Source organism: Mycoplasma sp. 2575 (assembly GCF_053851635.1).
On sequence record NZ_JBSQBB010000010.1, the window covers coordinates 1 to 15,504 of the forward strand.

The 15,504-nt window shown below is 29.3% G+C and carries 12 protein-coding genes; 8 read left to right on the forward strand and 4 right to left on the reverse strand.

The genetic code is table 4. From position 1 onward, the window contains the following. Positions 1 to 101 precede the first annotated feature (101 nt). A complete protein-coding gene (locus tag ACWXVU_RS02305) occupies positions 102 to 245 on the reverse strand; it encodes a hypothetical protein (protein ID WP_456012110.1) in 144 nt (47 codons plus the stop codon). A 302-nt stretch (positions 246 to 547) separates the two neighbouring features. On the opposite strand from ACWXVU_RS02305, the gene ACWXVU_RS02310 reads away from it, so the two are divergent. The 3 genes from ACWXVU_RS02310 to ACWXVU_RS02320 are packed head-to-tail and all read left to right on the forward strand — an operon-like array spanning position 548 to position 2,395. Next, complete coding sequence (locus tag ACWXVU_RS02310; protein WP_456012111.1) at positions 548 to 1,069, forward strand: hypothetical protein; 522 nt, start codon at positions 548 to 550, stop codon at positions 1,067 to 1,069. Then, positions 1,044 to 1,559 carry a putative cysteine peptidase gene (locus ACWXVU_RS02315; RefSeq protein WP_456012112.1) on the forward strand — a complete coding sequence of 172 codons (516 nt, stop codon included), beginning with the start codon at positions 1,044 to 1,046 and terminating at the stop codon, positions 1,557 to 1,559. The genes ACWXVU_RS02310 and ACWXVU_RS02315 overlap by 26 nt, the downstream gene beginning before the upstream one ends. Beyond that, entirely contained in the window at positions 1,559 to 2,395 is an 837-nt protein-coding gene (locus tag ACWXVU_RS02320; protein ID WP_456012113.1) for a hypothetical protein, read from the forward strand. Before ACWXVU_RS02315 ends, ACWXVU_RS02320 begins: the two co-directional genes overlap by 1 nt. Positions 2,396 to 2,566: 171 nt before the next feature. On the opposite strand, the gene ACWXVU_RS02325 is transcribed toward ACWXVU_RS02320, so the two are convergent. Then, the gene (locus tag ACWXVU_RS02325; protein WP_438340311.1) at positions 2,567 to 3,937 is read right to left on the reverse strand and encodes an amino acid permease; all 1,371 of its coding nucleotides are present in this window, start codon (positions 3,935 to 3,937) and stop codon (positions 2,567 to 2,569) included. A gap of 411 nt (positions 3,938 to 4,348) precedes the next feature. Further along, positions 4,349 to 4,699, reverse strand: a complete 351-nt coding sequence (locus tag ACWXVU_RS02330; RefSeq protein ID WP_456012114.1) for a hypothetical protein — start codon at positions 4,697 to 4,699, stop codon at positions 4,349 to 4,351. A 193-nt stretch (positions 4,700 to 4,892) separates the two neighbouring features. Here ACWXVU_RS02330 and ACWXVU_RS02335 point away from each other — a divergent pair, with 193 nt between their 5' ends. After that, entirely contained in the window at positions 4,893 to 5,051 is a 159-nt protein-coding gene (locus ACWXVU_RS02335; protein ID WP_444704774.1) for a hypothetical protein, read from the forward strand. A 534-nt stretch (positions 5,052 to 5,585) separates the two neighbouring features. On the opposite strand, the gene ACWXVU_RS02340 is transcribed toward ACWXVU_RS02335, so the two are convergent. Continuing rightward, positions 5,586 to 6,026, reverse strand: a complete 441-nt coding sequence (locus ACWXVU_RS02340; RefSeq protein ID WP_444704773.1) for a hypothetical protein — start codon at positions 6,024 to 6,026, stop codon at positions 5,586 to 5,588. A 343-nt stretch (positions 6,027 to 6,369) separates the two neighbouring features. Between ACWXVU_RS02340 and rplJ the strand changes: the two genes are divergently transcribed. The 4 genes from rplJ to ACWXVU_RS02360 all read left to right on the forward strand — a co-directional run bounded on the left by rplJ (position 6,370) and on the right by ACWXVU_RS02360 (position 15,473). Continuing rightward, positions 6,370 to 6,861 carry a 50S ribosomal protein L10 gene (rplJ, locus tag ACWXVU_RS02345; protein ID WP_438340307.1) on the forward strand — a complete coding sequence of 164 codons (492 nt, stop codon included), beginning with the start codon at positions 6,370 to 6,372 and terminating at the stop codon, positions 6,859 to 6,861. 44 nt (positions 6,862 to 6,905) lie between these two features. Continuing rightward, positions 6,906 to 7,277 (forward strand): 50S ribosomal protein L7/L12, encoded by a 372-nt coding sequence (gene rplL / locus ACWXVU_RS02350; protein ID WP_438340306.1) that lies wholly within the window; start codon positions 6,906 to 6,908, stop codon positions 7,275 to 7,277. Between the two features lie 142 nt (positions 7,278 to 7,419). Next, positions 7,420 to 11,013 carry a DNA-directed RNA polymerase subunit beta gene (gene rpoB, locus ACWXVU_RS02355; protein ID WP_456012115.1) on the forward strand — a complete coding sequence of 1,198 codons (3,594 nt, stop codon included), beginning with the start codon at positions 7,420 to 7,422 and terminating at the stop codon, positions 11,011 to 11,013. Next, positions 11,013 to 15,473, forward strand: a complete 4,461-nt coding sequence (locus ACWXVU_RS02360) for a DNA-directed RNA polymerase subunit beta' (RefSeq protein ID WP_456012116.1) — start codon at positions 11,013 to 11,015, stop codon at positions 15,471 to 15,473. Before rpoB ends, ACWXVU_RS02360 begins: the two co-directional genes overlap by 1 nt. Positions 15,474 to 15,504: the final 31 nt, after the last annotated feature.

Here is a 15,504-nt window from a genome sequence, read left to right on the forward strand (position 1 = left end):
AAATATAGAGCCACAGTGGGCTCTGGTTTTATACTTAAAGTGGGAAATGTGGGAAAAATAACAAATCTACCTAAATTTGAGGTATATTTGTTATTTTTTAACTATCTTTTAACATTGTTTTTAATATCATCATAAATCGATCAAATGTCTTTTTTGTATTTCATAATTTCTTTTTTTGGCGAATTTATATCAACCCTCTTTCCAGGCTTTGAAAAAATATCGACCAAATTAGATTCTTTTGACATGACTATATTAAATTAAAATGTTGTTTAAAAAATAAGAAAATAAAAACAACCTATACTATAAATAGTATAAACAGATTATTTGGTTTGAAATTCTGCATTTTTTATGTCAAAACTGGGAAATACAAAAAAATAATTATGAAAATATATGAGTATTTTAAATATAAATTTAACACTATTTCTTAAAAATAATACAATAAAGATATGAAGAAACAAAAAAGGAATATATGAAAAATAAATTATTTAGCGTTTTTTAGCTACGATAGCTAGCATTATACCATTTACAATGGTTTTCATTAAAAATAATGCCATATGAGGATACAAAATATATTGAGGAAAAGAAAGAAAGACAATATAAAGAAAAATTATCTTCATACTGTTTATATGATTTTATAAAATTAACTGGAAAAAAAGACACAAAAGTGAAATTTGTAGGTAGAAATTATCTAGATCCGGAAACAAATAAATATTCATATATAGTAGGATATGAGAAAGGTGGTTTTTCAATATTTGATCAAGAAAAAGAAAAAATAATAGAGGTTAATCCAAATTGAAACATATCTAATTTAAGTTCAGAAATCATGTCCAATGATAATTTGGTATATTACAGAGAAACCATCGGAGATATATCAATATTAAATAAAAATGATCGAGACAAATTAATGATAGGGGATCATAGAAGACCAAAAAAGAAGACTAATAACGAGAGCATAAACGAAGATTGAAAAAATAAAAAAGATAGCAAAAAGAGTAAAGTAAATTTCAATAATTTTAAATACCTTAATTTATCAGAACTGCAAAATGCAAAAAAAATCGGAATATTCTAATCTTGGAATAAGAGATGAGTTGAATGGCTTTTTATATGCCGATAACGAAATAAATCATTCTTGAATTTTTAAAACAGAACCAAGAAAAACATTTGGAGAAAACGACACTTTTAATTATATATATGAAGAATGAGGAGGAATATGTGCATATATTACTGTGAATCAAATGATGCTATACAATCATTATTTTTTAGGTTCTAATTATATGACGATAACAGAAAGCGATAAATATATAAACAAAAAAGAAGTCTTTCATATTGATATAACTACATTAGGACCAGAAGAATGAAGTCCAAGACATAGAAAATCTCCATTAATAAAACTAAAAGAAGCAATGGAAAGTTATTTACCAGAAATTAAGAAACAATATCTATACGAAAATAAGTTTTCACCTGAATTGAAAAATATTTATATGATAGATATGTTAAAAAAACATGTAACTGGTGACGAAATGACAGAGTCACTTAAATTATGAGGATTTATAAAATAATGAAAAAAAATAAATGAATAAAAATAATAACTATCGTTCCATTTTTAAGTACTGTTTTATTATCTACAAGTTGTATAATTCACAAAATTGAAGATAATGAACAGCATGAAGACATTATAAAACCAGGTGGGATTTATAAAGCTGAATACTCTCATAATCCGCTTTTATATTCAAAACTTCGCAATAAAGATAAAGGCGAAGTAATTAAAAGACCTTTTAGAAAAATAACTTTTAAAACAGAAAATAAATATCAAGAATTAATAGATTTTGTTAATGAAAATAAAGTTAAAGACTATTATATGCTTGCTATAAATGTGAAATTGGAAAATAATGATGCGACCAATAAAGAAGGATACGAAAAAGAATTTAAAATTTGGCTTACAAAAGCTAAAGAAATTACATTTTTGTACTTTCCTCATTCTGTAAAATTGCTAATTCCAGATCAATTTAATAATACAAGTGATTATTTTGCATCTCCTCTCAAAAAAAATGAAGAATTTATAATACCGATTTCAAATGCAAGAACTATCAATGATGAAATGAAATTTAGAAATCCATTATATTTCGATACATGACAACCAGGAGAAGGGAAATGGTCCCTTTTAAAGATTTTAAGAAAAAATAAAATTAAGTATAGTGCAGATAAAACTTTGGATGTTATTGATGGATTCACAATATGAGTTAATCATTATCATGAAGAGGCCGAAGCATCTATTGTTTTTGAAAGATATTATCCTAAAATGGATAATAAAAGCGATGACGAATATATAAAAAAATACGAAATCGATGTAAGAAAATTAACTCATAAGAATAAACTTTTTACACTTGATTATTAATATTAAACCCAGCTACGTTCTGGGTTATATTTTTTATTTTGTTAATTCTTATTTAAATTGCAACATTTTTATAGTTTAAAAATGTTTATTAAACTTATGATTTTAAATTTATTTTTTAAGACCTAAAAATTCAAACCAGTAATCAGGAAAATTAGCAAAGTGATAATATAGCTATATTTTGAGCTCATAAGTTTTTGAAATATTTTTCTTTTTACGTCGTTTTACTGCTGAATATATTCCTCAAATGACAAAGCCAATCAACATTACACCTAGATAACTAGGTGCTAAAAATATAGTTCCTTTTGTGTATTCATCGCCTACAATCGGAGGAATAAAATTAACTACTAATATAAAAATTATTAAAATAATAGACAAAATAAATATTGTAGTTTCTCATCAAGTAAGCCTAAATGTTCTATGTTTGAATGCAATAACTAAAATCGAAATTATTACTAAAAGGTACTGCATTAAGAAAACCACGTTACCAGCATTAAGGATAAAACTAAATTGATCTTTTATACCTAATGCATATGGTATTGCTGTAAAAATAATCATTGATATAACACTAAAACCTGTTGCAAATAATAATGCGTTTCTATATTCCCCATGCTTGTTTTTCTTGCCTAGTTTTGAAGGTAAGAATCCATCATGAGCTAAAGGAGCAACAATTCTTGAATAGTATATGTTTGCCGAAAGAGTGCTTGAAATTCTATTGAATAGTGTACCTATCATAAAAATTATAAGTCCAGCTAAACCTCATAACGATTGAAAGAATTTTGAAAATGAAGTGGATTCACCAATAAATCCTTTTTGCAGTCCTAACAGTAAGAGATATAAAGTAAAGTAAATTGCAAGTACAGCAGCAAAAATTAGTAATAATATCTTTTTAAAGCGTTTTGTTTCTACATTAGCGCTTATTCCTGCAAGACCTTCTGCGCCACCAAATGCATAAATAAAATTCAATACATTTATAGTAATTATTGAGACTGAAACTTTGCTATTTGTCAAGATGTTATTAGCAAAATCGAGTGAACTAAAGGATAAATAAATACCTAAAGATACACCTAATATTATCGTTATTCATTTTACTGATGCAGAAAATAAAATAAATCATTTAGATGTCTTTATTCCAAACGTTGCAATTAATGTCAAAGAAAGAAAGAATACAAGAGAAACAATTTGATAGATTAATTGATGTGATTTATCAAATTCTGATAGCAATGTTGAAAAAAATAAAATTGTCGTGGCTGAAAAAAGCGGTATCTGTGAGAATTGATTCCAGCCATTAAAAAAGACTCAAAATTTATTTGCTGAAGCCTTTTTGGCATAAACATATGAACCGCCGGCCTCATTACCAAATGCTTGAGCTCCACGCGCAAATGCTAAAATAACACTAAAACTGATGAATGATGTTAGTGCAAAAACTAACATACCTCATATACCTTGAGCAATTATTCCTGTGATTGTTGTTATAAAACCAAAACCAACTATAAAATTAATACCATATAAGAAAAAACTTTTTTCACTAAATTTATTTTTCATTTTAAATACCTAATGCACCTAATTATATACATTATTTGTTAAATATAAAACGAAAAAGTGCATCTTCACTAAATTTTATTAGAATAATTTTATGTAAAAAAATGCAAAAGCATTCCTAAAAAAACGCGAATTTTTAATTAAAATCAATAACAAAATAATCAATTTGCATTGATTTTTAATATCTAAGGATTTGAGAGTTACATATATCTAATTGCTTTTTGTTTGCATGGATAACTAATCTAACATACAATTTCGTTCATTAAACTTTTAATTATTCTGAAAGAAATTTTGAGCTGCATTAACCGACATCAGAAATGGAAATTGCTTAATATTATGCCGAACAACGTTATTAATTTTGTCCATTATGGATCAGGTTTCATCATTGCTGTATCAGTCAAATAATTTTTTCTTTTAGAATATAAGTTTATTCATATTCTCAATCGAACCCTTTTGAGATGAAGCAAATGCATTTGTGTGAAAAATTTGTTTGATACTCTTTATCTTGTCCAACATATAGTTTTCAGATCTGTTATCTATTAATAAAGTGTTAATCTTAAAGTTAAATCTAGCAGCCAATTTTTCGATAGCTTTTTTTATTGCTCTAGCATTGAGTCTTGATATGGTTGCATAAGATTTTTTTGTTAAGCGATTTATCAAAGTTAATATGACTTTCTTTGATTTTATATTTCTATAGATTATTATATCCATTTCATAGTCATTCAAAGTTAATCAATCATTAATTTCTTTAGGTTGTTCATGCATTATTTTGCCAGCAGTTTTTTCTTTAGGTTTATGGCACTTAGATTTTGACCTAAATGACTTCCTATAGACTTATGAAGTAAGTAAAATATCATATGGGATAATAAACTCATTTCTTTTTTTGAATTTGTATAGTGTTGAGGATGTGTAATAAAAGCATCTTTGTTAGATATTTTCTTAAATAAAGAGTTGAAAAATGAGTTTTATTCTTGATCTAGACAAAATCGAAGAAGATGAAAAATTTGATGGTTACTTTGTTTATGAAACATCAAGAAAAGATCTTAAACTTGAAGAAATTGTTTTAGTTTATCGCAAACAATATCAAATTGAAGAAAACCTCAAAACATTGAAATAATCACTAAAAATCTGACCGATATTTATCTGACCCGAAAAACATATTCGAGGGCATTTTTTACTAAATTTTATTGCATTAATTGTTTTATTTTACAATATTTGAAATTAATGAATTCTATCATCAACAAGGTTTTATTGAAAAATAACCAATACTAAGTTAATTGATTTTTTTAAAAGACTGTAATAAGTTAACTAAGTTAAGAAACGAGAAAATAATTGAAGAAAGATTTATTAACCCCGCTATTAATAAGAGCAATGAAGAAACTTATAATGAAATTTTAGAAATTGTAAAAAAATTGTATATAAAAAAACAAAAAGTGTGTTTTGCTTGAAAATAATGGTCAATTTTACACTTTTTATTTTTGCTCAAAAACTTAAGAAAATCTGAAAAATGAAAAAATGAAATTTTTTCACATTTGAGTTTTCCATTTTCCCCTTAATACTTTATGTATTAAGGTTTATTTTAATTTTTGTTTTATTCTAGATTTGCATCATTACCACTAACATGTATTACTTCTCTAATAATAGTGGCCTCTTATTGAGTGTTGATTTGCGGATTTTGTATTGTTTGATTGTTTTTTTGTAACAATTGTCCACATAAACTACAATAATTTCCATTATTTATATAAATTTTTGCTTTATTAAAATTTGTTTGTTCAGTCATAGCAATAATTAAACCTATTAATCCTAAAAGTGGAAGAAATAACCCGATTATCATTAATATTCTAGCTGCTGATAAACCTGTTTTAACCATAGCTATAAAATAAAATACTAAACCTATAATATTTAATATCAACGCTGGTCCCAAAGGTAAAAAAGGTAAAATAACAAATATTTCTTCAAATATTTCTTCATTAGAATTAGATTTTATGTTAACTAAAGCTAAAAACAAAAACATAACTAAGGCTATTGTTAAAAAAAGTGCGCCAAAAATATATATTATAAAAGATGTAATTGCTGCATTTTTACCTGTCATAATAAAATCCTTATATTTTGTAAAAAAGTTTCCATTCCAATTTTTTTGTTTGCTACAAATAGATTGAAAAAATAGAAGAGTCAAACACCAAAAAACGCTTGACTTTTGTTTTGACTCCTAGTTAAAATATAAATAATCAAAATAGAAAATGAGTCAAAATATATTGTATACTATAAATACACATTAAATAATGGAAAATTATGATAATGATATTAAATTTTTATTTTTTCTATGATATAATGCTTTTGCAATATATGAAGACAGTAACGGCAAACGCTTAATAAGTTACCGAGTATGCTTGACTATTGATATTGCAAAAACATAATTTAAAATAGGAGGAGAAATGAGCGCATTAAGGGATGCTAAGGTCTTAGTGGTTGATGAAATTTCTAAAAACCTAAATCAGTCTAAGGCTTTATATGTTGCTATGTATAAAACTTTAGATGTTAGTTCGTTGCAAGCAATTCGTAGAGAATTGGCTAAGTATGGCGTTTTAATAAAAGTTTATAAAAATCGTTTAGTTAAACAAGCCTTATTATCGACAGAACACAAAACATTAAATGATTATCTTGTTGGCCAAAATATATTTATTTTTGCTAATGAAGATGACTTAATCACACTAAAAGCATTAGCTAAATTCAAAAAAGAATACCCTGCCTTACAATTGGTCGCTGGTATTTATGAAAACAAAGTTGTTGATGCAAAAAATCTTGAAGAAATTTCAAAACTTCCTTCATATGAAGAATCACTTATGATTCTTGGAAACTCATTGCTTGCACCAATTAGAAATCTTGCAATTGGTCTAAACGAGTTAGTTAAACAAAAGGAAATGTAAAACTTAATAATCAAAATATAAAATAAAATTTTAAGGAGAAAAATATGGCTAAATTAACAAAAGAAGAATTCGTTTCAGCATTGAAAGAAATGAATATTAAAGAAGTTATGGAACTTGTAGAAGGACTAAAAGAAGAATTTGGAATTGATCCTAGTGCTGTTGTTGCTGCCGCTGCTCCAGCTTCTGCTGAAGTTGTTGAAGAAAAAACAACATTTAATGTTACATTAAAATCAGACGGTGGAAATAAACTTGCTGTTATTAAGGCAGTTAAGGATTTACTAGGTTTAGGTTTAATGGATGCTAAGAAATTGGTTGAGTCAGCACCTGCCTTATTAAAAGAAAATGTTAAGAAGGAAGAAGCAGAAGAATTAAAGGCTAAATTAGCTGAAGTTAAGGCTGAAGTAGTTTTAGACTAATAAAGATAACATAAAAAACTGGCTTAAAAAGCCGTTTTTGTGTTTTTTATATAATATAATATGCGCATACATGCGTATGTGTAAACTGTTGTAAATACTTTGAGTATATTTTAGTAAATTTAAACAAAAAATGAGGTTAGATATGAACAAAAAACCAGAATATGTTTTAAGAAAATTTGGACCGGTTACCGAACGTAGAGATTATTCAATTAGTCAAAAGAAATTCGATACTCCTGATTTCTTAAAAATGCAAAGAGACTCTGTTGAACAATTTTTAACCAAAGGTGTTGAAGAGGAATTGAGAAACATATATCCAATTGAATCACGCGGAAAAGTAAGGATTGAGTATATTGAAAATTCTGCTACTTTTGAATATCCTAATAAAACTGAATTTGAGTGTATTAAAGAGGCAAAACAAAAAGGTTCTTCATATCAAGGTAAGTTAAAGGCTAAATTAAAGCAAGTTAATGAAGAAACAGGTGAAGTTACACCTGCTGAAGTTGTTTTTGCTGAAATTCCTATTATGACATATGGAGGCTCATTTGTCATTAATGGTTCAGAAAAGGTTATTGTCTCTCAATTAATTCGTTCAACTGGTGCTTACTTTGGAGTTAATGTAAGAAATAAGCAGGCTAATGACTTGTTTAATAAAGTTGAAATTATTCCTCAAGTCGGTTCATGAGTTGAAATATACCACAAAACTACTTCATCTAACCCGGACACCGTTAAGGTGCATATCGATAAAAATAAATCATTCTTATTATCTACCTTTTTGAAAGCACTTGGTTTTACTGAAAAAGGTATTAAGAAAATGTTTGGTGATATTCCAGAATTAAATGAAACTTTACGAAAAGATAAAACATTAGGTAATACTGATGAGGAAATTACAAGGGATGCCCAGGAAACAATATATCGCTTAATTAGAAAGGGTGATAGAATGACCGCCGAATCGGCTCGTAATTTAATTCCATCAACTATTTTTAATGAAAAAAGATACAGTTTAACTGAAACTGGACGTTTTACTTTGAACCGTAAGTTAAATATCGCCGAAAGATTAGTAAACACCTATTTAGCTGAGCATATCATTAATATGGATGGTGAAGTTAAGTATGAAAAAGGTTTGTTAATTACTTGAGAAATAGCAAGAAAGATTGCGGAGGAATTTAGATTAGGCATTCTTCCTTTGTGAAAATTGCCTGATGTTGATCCTTCAGTATATGGTAATCAATTGGATATGCCTGGAAATGAAAAACTTGCTTTGCGTTTATCTGTTCCGAGGGTATGAGTTTATCCGACAGAAAATGACATGATAAATGACATTAATAAAGTTCAAGTGCTAGGTAATGATCCTAATTCAACTGAAAACTTTTTACTAATTCCTGATTTAATTGCAACAATATCATACTATTTTAATTTATTGTTTAATATTGGTGTCGATGATGATCCTGACTCATTAGTAAATAAAAGAATTGTTACTATTGGTGAGCTTTTGCAAAATCAATTTAGAATCGGTCTAATTAAATTAGAAAAAAATACTCGTGAAAGAATTTCAACCAAGGAAACATCAAAGATTACGCCAAAGAATGTAACAAATAATAAACCAATATTTAACCAGTTTAAATCATTTTTCAATACATCAAAACTTTCGCAATTTATGGACCAATGTAATCCGTTAGCCGAAATTTCGAACAAACGTCGTATTACCTCGCTGGGGCCAAGAGGTCTAAACCGTGATACCGCCCAATTTGAGGTTCGTGATGTTCACCCTACCCATTATGGAAGAATCTGCCCAATTGAAACTCCTGAGGGGCCGAATATTGGACTTATTCTTAATCTTGCATCATTCGCAGACATTGATAAATACGGATTTATTAAATCGCCATATTTTAAGGTTGAAAACAAAAAGGTAGATTTTTCAAGTCCGCACTATTTAACAGCCATCGAAGAAGCTGGGTATACATTTGCGCAATCAACCGTCAATATTGAAAATGATATAATTGTTGATAAAATGGTAATGGTTCGTCGTGATAATGAATATCTTGAAGTCCCAGCTAATGAAGTTAATTTTGTTGGGGTTTCAAACCGTCAAATGACCTCGATCGCTGCTTCTGCTATTCCTTTTTTAGAAAACGATGACGCTAACCGGGCATTAATGGGTTCTAATATGCAACGTCAAGCTGTGCCTGTATTATTCCCTGAAGCTCCATTAGTTGCAACTGGTGTTGAAGCTGATATTGCTAAATATTCCTCAACAAACATTATTGCTAAATATGATGGTGTGGTATCTTATGTTGATGCTAACGTTATTATCATTAAGAGAGATGAAAGCAATAAGAAAGATGAATACCATTTAAGAACTTTCGAGAGATCTAATCAAGGTACCTTAATTCATCAGGTTCCATTAGTTAAGGTAGGTCAAAGTGTTAAAACTGGAGATTTACTAGTTGATGGTCCATCAATGAAAAATGGTGAAATGGCATTAGGCAAGAATGTTTTGGTCGGTTTCACAACATGACATGGTTTTAATTATGAGGATGCTGTTGTTTTATCAGAAAGACTAGTTAAGGATGATGTCTATACTTCGATTCACATTGAAGAACAAACTATTCAATTTAGACATTCAAAAGCCGGTGAAGATATTTTAACAACTGATATTCCTAATGTTTCAAACCACTCAAAGCGTTTCTTAGATGATAATGGTATCGTTAGAGTCGGTTCTGAAGTTTCTGCAGGTGATATTTTGGTTGGTAGAACATCGCCAAAAGGCGAAGAAAACCCAACTCCTGAGGAAAAACTGATGGGAGCTATCTTTGGACAAAAGACTGCTTCAAAAAAGGATACATCACTAAAAGTTAAACATGGTCATAATGGTACAGTTGTTGCTGTTGATGTTTTGAGTCGTGAATTTGGCGATGTTCTAGAAGACGGTATTGAAAAGATTGTTAAAGTCTCAATTGCCCAAAAGAGAAAAATTAAAGTTGGGGACAAGATGGCAGGTCGTCATGGTAATAAAGGCGTTGTTTCCGTTGTTTTACCAGTTGAGGAAATGCCTTATTTAGAAGATGGTACTCCACTGGATATTGTTCTTAACCCTCAAGGTGTTCCATCACGGATGAATATTGGACAAGTTCTAGAATTGCACCTTGGCTTAGCTGCACAAAAATTAAATACAAAATTTGTTACTCCAACATTTGATGGAATTACTCATAATCAAATTAAAGAAATTCTTGAAGAAGCAAAAATTAATCCATCAGGTAAATCTGTTGTGTATGATGGTCGCACTGGTGAACCATTTGATCAACCAATATCGGTTGGGATAATGTACTATTTAAAACTATATCATATGGTTGATGATAAAATGCATGCTCGTTCAGTTGGACCATATTCATTAATTACGCAACAACCGCTTGGTGGTAAGTCGCAAAATGGTGGGCAAAGATTCGGGGAAATGGAAGCATGAGCCATCGAATCATATGGTGCAGCAAATTTATTACAAGAACTATTAACATATAAGTCAGATAATATTAATGGACGTAATCAGCTTTATAACTCGCTTGCAAGAAAAACAAAGTTGCCAAAGCCAGGTATGCCTGAGTCGTTTAATGTTTTGGCATATGAACTAAGAGGTTTGTGCATAAAACTTGAAACTCATGATGATTCACGAGAAGAAAATGAGCTTGAATATGAAAGAATTGATACTAAATATCAACAAGATTGAGATGGGGGAGCAGAATAATGAAAAACAATGCAAAATTCGATTTATTAGATGAATCAAAAATTAGAAAAATTTCTTTATCATTAGCTACTCCTGAGGATGTTGAATCTTGATCGCATGGGGAAGTTACAAAACCAGAAACTATTAACTATAAATCATATAAACCTGAACGTGGTGGTTTGTTTGATGAAATTATTTTTGGACCAATGATAGATTATCGTTGTCCTACTTGTGGTTATAAATATAAGAAAATAAATGAAGGTTCATATTGTACAAGAACTGATTTGTGTCGTAAAGAAAATGTTCAAATCTTGCCTAAAATAGCACGTAGAAATCATATGGGGCATATTAAGTTAAATAGCCCTGTTGTTCATTTTTGGTTTTTTAAGGTTGACCATTCAATTATTTATAAATTATTAGGTTTAAGAATTTCGAGTCAAAATTCATCTGAAACAGTTAGAAGAGAGGAACTTGAAAATCTTATTTATTATAAAAATCATATTGTTGTAGAAGATGGTGGACTTAAATCATTACCTAAAAACTTAATAATCGAAATCAATGATGCTGCTGTTATATATAAAGAAGCATTGGATGAATTATTAACACGTTTTGATCCAAAAAATCCAGACCATAAAGAAGCTTATGATGAAATTTCAGAAACAATTGAGCAATTGGTTGAAAAAGCTACTTCAAAAATTGGTCAAGAATATGGAATTGACTTTTATGAATTAAATGATATCATCCAACATTACTCAGACGCAAAAATTATGACTGGGGCAAGAGCTATTGAGTATCTATTGAAGAATTTAGATCTAGTCGCTGAAAAAGCTTATGTAACAGAGCAAATTAATCAGCTCAATTTACAAGAATCTAAAAATCCCGAAAAGTTTGCAACTACTACTAAACAAAATAGGGAAAAATTATATAAGAGATTGCAAGTTATTAACGCGTTTATTGAATCAAAACAATCGCCAACAAATATGCTAATTTACAATTTACCAGTTATTCCAGCTGATCTTAGACCATTAATTCAATTGGATGGTGGTAGACACTCAACAAGTGATATAAATGAGCTATATCGTAGAGTTATTATTAGAAATAATCGTTTACAAGAATGGCAAGAAAAAGATGCTCCTGAACTCGTAACGCAAAACGAATTACGTATGGTTCAAGAAGCCGTTGATGCTTTAATTGATAATCAAAGAAGAACTCCTAACCCTGTTTTATCAAAGGACAATCGTCCATTTAAATCTATTTCAGATGCACTAACAGGTAAAAAAGGACGTTTTAGACAGAATTTACTTGGAAAACGTGTAGACTATTCTGGCCGTTCTGTTATTGTTGTTGGGCCAAATTTAAAGATGCATCAATGTGGTATTCCAAGAGAGATGGCTGCAAAATTATTTGAGCCATGAATTATTGCTCGTTTAATTGATCAACAGGTTGCAACAACTGTTAAAAATGCTAAGAAAATAATTGAAGATCAAAATCCAATTATTTGACCTCATGTCGCTGAAGCAATTAAAGGAAAACTAGTACTTCTTAACCGTGCTCCTACGCTTCACCGTTTGTCTATCCAAGCATTTGAACCGGTTTTAGTTAGAGGAAAGGCTATAAGATTACACCCTTTAGTATGTACCCCTTTTAATGCCGATTTTGATGGTGACCAAATGGCTGTTCATGTGCCTATTTCGGAACAATCATTATTGGAAAGTCGTGAATTGATGCTTGCCAATAAAAATATTCTAGGCCCTAAGGATGGAGAACCTATTATTAATCCTTCACAAGATATGATTTTGGGTTTATATTATTTAACAATTGAACAAAAAGATGCTAAGGGCGAAGGAAGAGTCTTTGACAATTATGATCACATGATAAGGAACCTTGAAGCTAAAAAAGTTTCTTTACATGCAAGGGTAGCATTACCTGCTGAAGAGGTAAAAAACTCTAAAATATTTAATAAAAATACAATTAATCAACAACTTTATGTTATTTCAACAGTTGGTAAATTTATTTTTAATAATGTGTTTCCAAAAGATTTTCCTTTTATCTTTGATAATAAAGTAATAAAGGCAATTAATTTAGAGGAATATAAGAATGAGTTTAATAAAACATATGTAGTTAAAGCTGGTATAAATATTTCTGAATATATTAAGACCTTGCCATTGCTAGATGCCTTTAATAAAAAGAATATTGCCAAGATTATTCGTTACATGTTTGATAACTATGTTGCAACGATAAGCATAGCGGAAGTTGCTAGCGTTATTGATAAAATTAATGATTTGCAAGATTCAGATATTGTTTTAGAATTTCTAAAATTAAAAACCTACAAGGGCCAAAATCTTGAAAGAGAACATGCAGATTTATTGACTGAATTTGTTTTAGAAGAAAAACAAAAATTAAATTTAGAAAATGAAGAGAGATACCGCGGACAAATTCATATTCCATTAAGTGCTAAAGAGAAAGCTAAATTGTTAGAAAAGGTTTGATTTAAATATACAAATATTGTTGCTTCTATTCTTGACGATATTAAACAACTTGGCTTTGATTATTCAACTACTTCAGGTATTTCTATTTCCTTCTCGGATATTTTAGAAACTGAAAAGAAGAAAGAATATATCGCTGAAGGTGATGAATATATTGCTAAATTAAAAAACTACTACAAATTAGGTTATATAACTGATGATGATAGATACTCGTTAACTATTAAAAAATGAGCTGAAATCAAAGATAAAATCCAACAAGAATTGCAAACAATCATTAAAGAAAATCCACAAAACCCAGTTATCACTATGATTAACTCAGGTGCTCGTGGAAACATTTCGAACTATGTTCAATTAGCTGGTATGCGTGGACTGATGGCTAACAATACAAAAACCACTAAAGCTGATGCTAAAAATGATAGGGTTGTTCGTTCGACCGTTGAAGTTCCCGTTAAGTCATCATTTATCGAGGGCCTAACCGCATTTGAATTCTATTCGTCAACCCATGGTGCTAGAAAAGGTCTTACTGATACTGCACTTAATACTGCTAAATCAGGTTATTTAACAAGAAGATTGGTTGATGTTGCTCAAAATATTGTGGTTAGAGAAGAAAATTGTGGTTCGGAATATGGATTTTTAGCTAGAAATATCATTGATACTAAAACAAAACAAATTATTGTATCTCTAAAAGAAAGAATAATTGGTCGATTTTCAAATAAGCCAATTTATGATAAAGAAGGTAATTTGATTTGTAGCCGAAACATCTTAATTACTAATAAAATAGCACAAAAAATTATTGACGCTGGTATTGAAGAAGTTGAAATTAGATCGATCCTTGGATGTAATACTCGTAATGGTGTATGTAAAATGTGTTTTGGTAAGGACTTAGCAACAAACCGTGTTGTTAATATTGGTGAAGCAGTAGGTATCATAGCTGCTCAATCAATTGGTGAACCTGGTACACAGCTAACTATGCGTACATTCCATACTGGTGGGGTTGCTGGTGTTGAAGATATTACTGGTGGTTTTACTAGATTAATTGAATTAATTGATGCTCATGAACAACCATGAGGTAGACCAGCAACAATTTCGCCATATCAAGGTATTGTAGTTGATATTGAAAAACTTGAAAAATCTGATAACGATTATGTTGTTTATATCGAAATTCTGAATAATAAAAATCAAATTGAAACTAGATCTATTTTAGTTAATACTAATAAGAAATTAAGAGTTTCTATTGGTGATGATGTTAAAGTCGGCCAAAAGCTTTCAGAAGGCCCAATTATTCTAAAAGAGTTATTAGCACTAACTGATGTTAGAACAGTCCAAAATTACTTACTAAAAGAAATTCAAAGAATTTATCGCATTCAAGGTATTGCTATTAGTGATAAATATATTGAAATTATTATTAGACAAATGATGTCTAAAATTGTTATTAGTGATCCCGGAGATTCAAAATTCTTTGCTGGTGCTATTGTTGATATCTTTGATTATCAAGAAGAAAATTCGTTATTATTATCTCAAAACAAAATTCCAGCATATGGAAGTGTTGTTATTAAAGGTGCTAAACAAGTTCCACTGTTGTCTGATTCGTTTTTGGCTGCCGCTTCATATCAAGAAACTTCGAAAATTCTTGTTAATGCTGCCATTTCTTCTAGAACAGATAATTTAAGTGGTCTAAAAGAAAATATTATTGTTGGAAAGAAAATCCCTTCAGGAACTGCACTATATTCATTTGAAGAACATTCTAAATACGATATTAAACCATCGATTAAATACTTTACAAATTTTGATGAAAATGAAGAACAAGACGATATTGAATTAGGCGATGAAAATATGATTGATTTAGATACTTTGACACAAGAATATGATGAAGAAGGTCTTAGTGACAAAGGCTTTGTTAATGACTTTGCTGATGATTTTTATGACAATGAAGATTTTGAGACTGATGATAATGAATCAGAAGAATTTGATGATAATAAAATAGATTACGAATAATTAATTAGAATAAGGACAAGGAATAATTTCC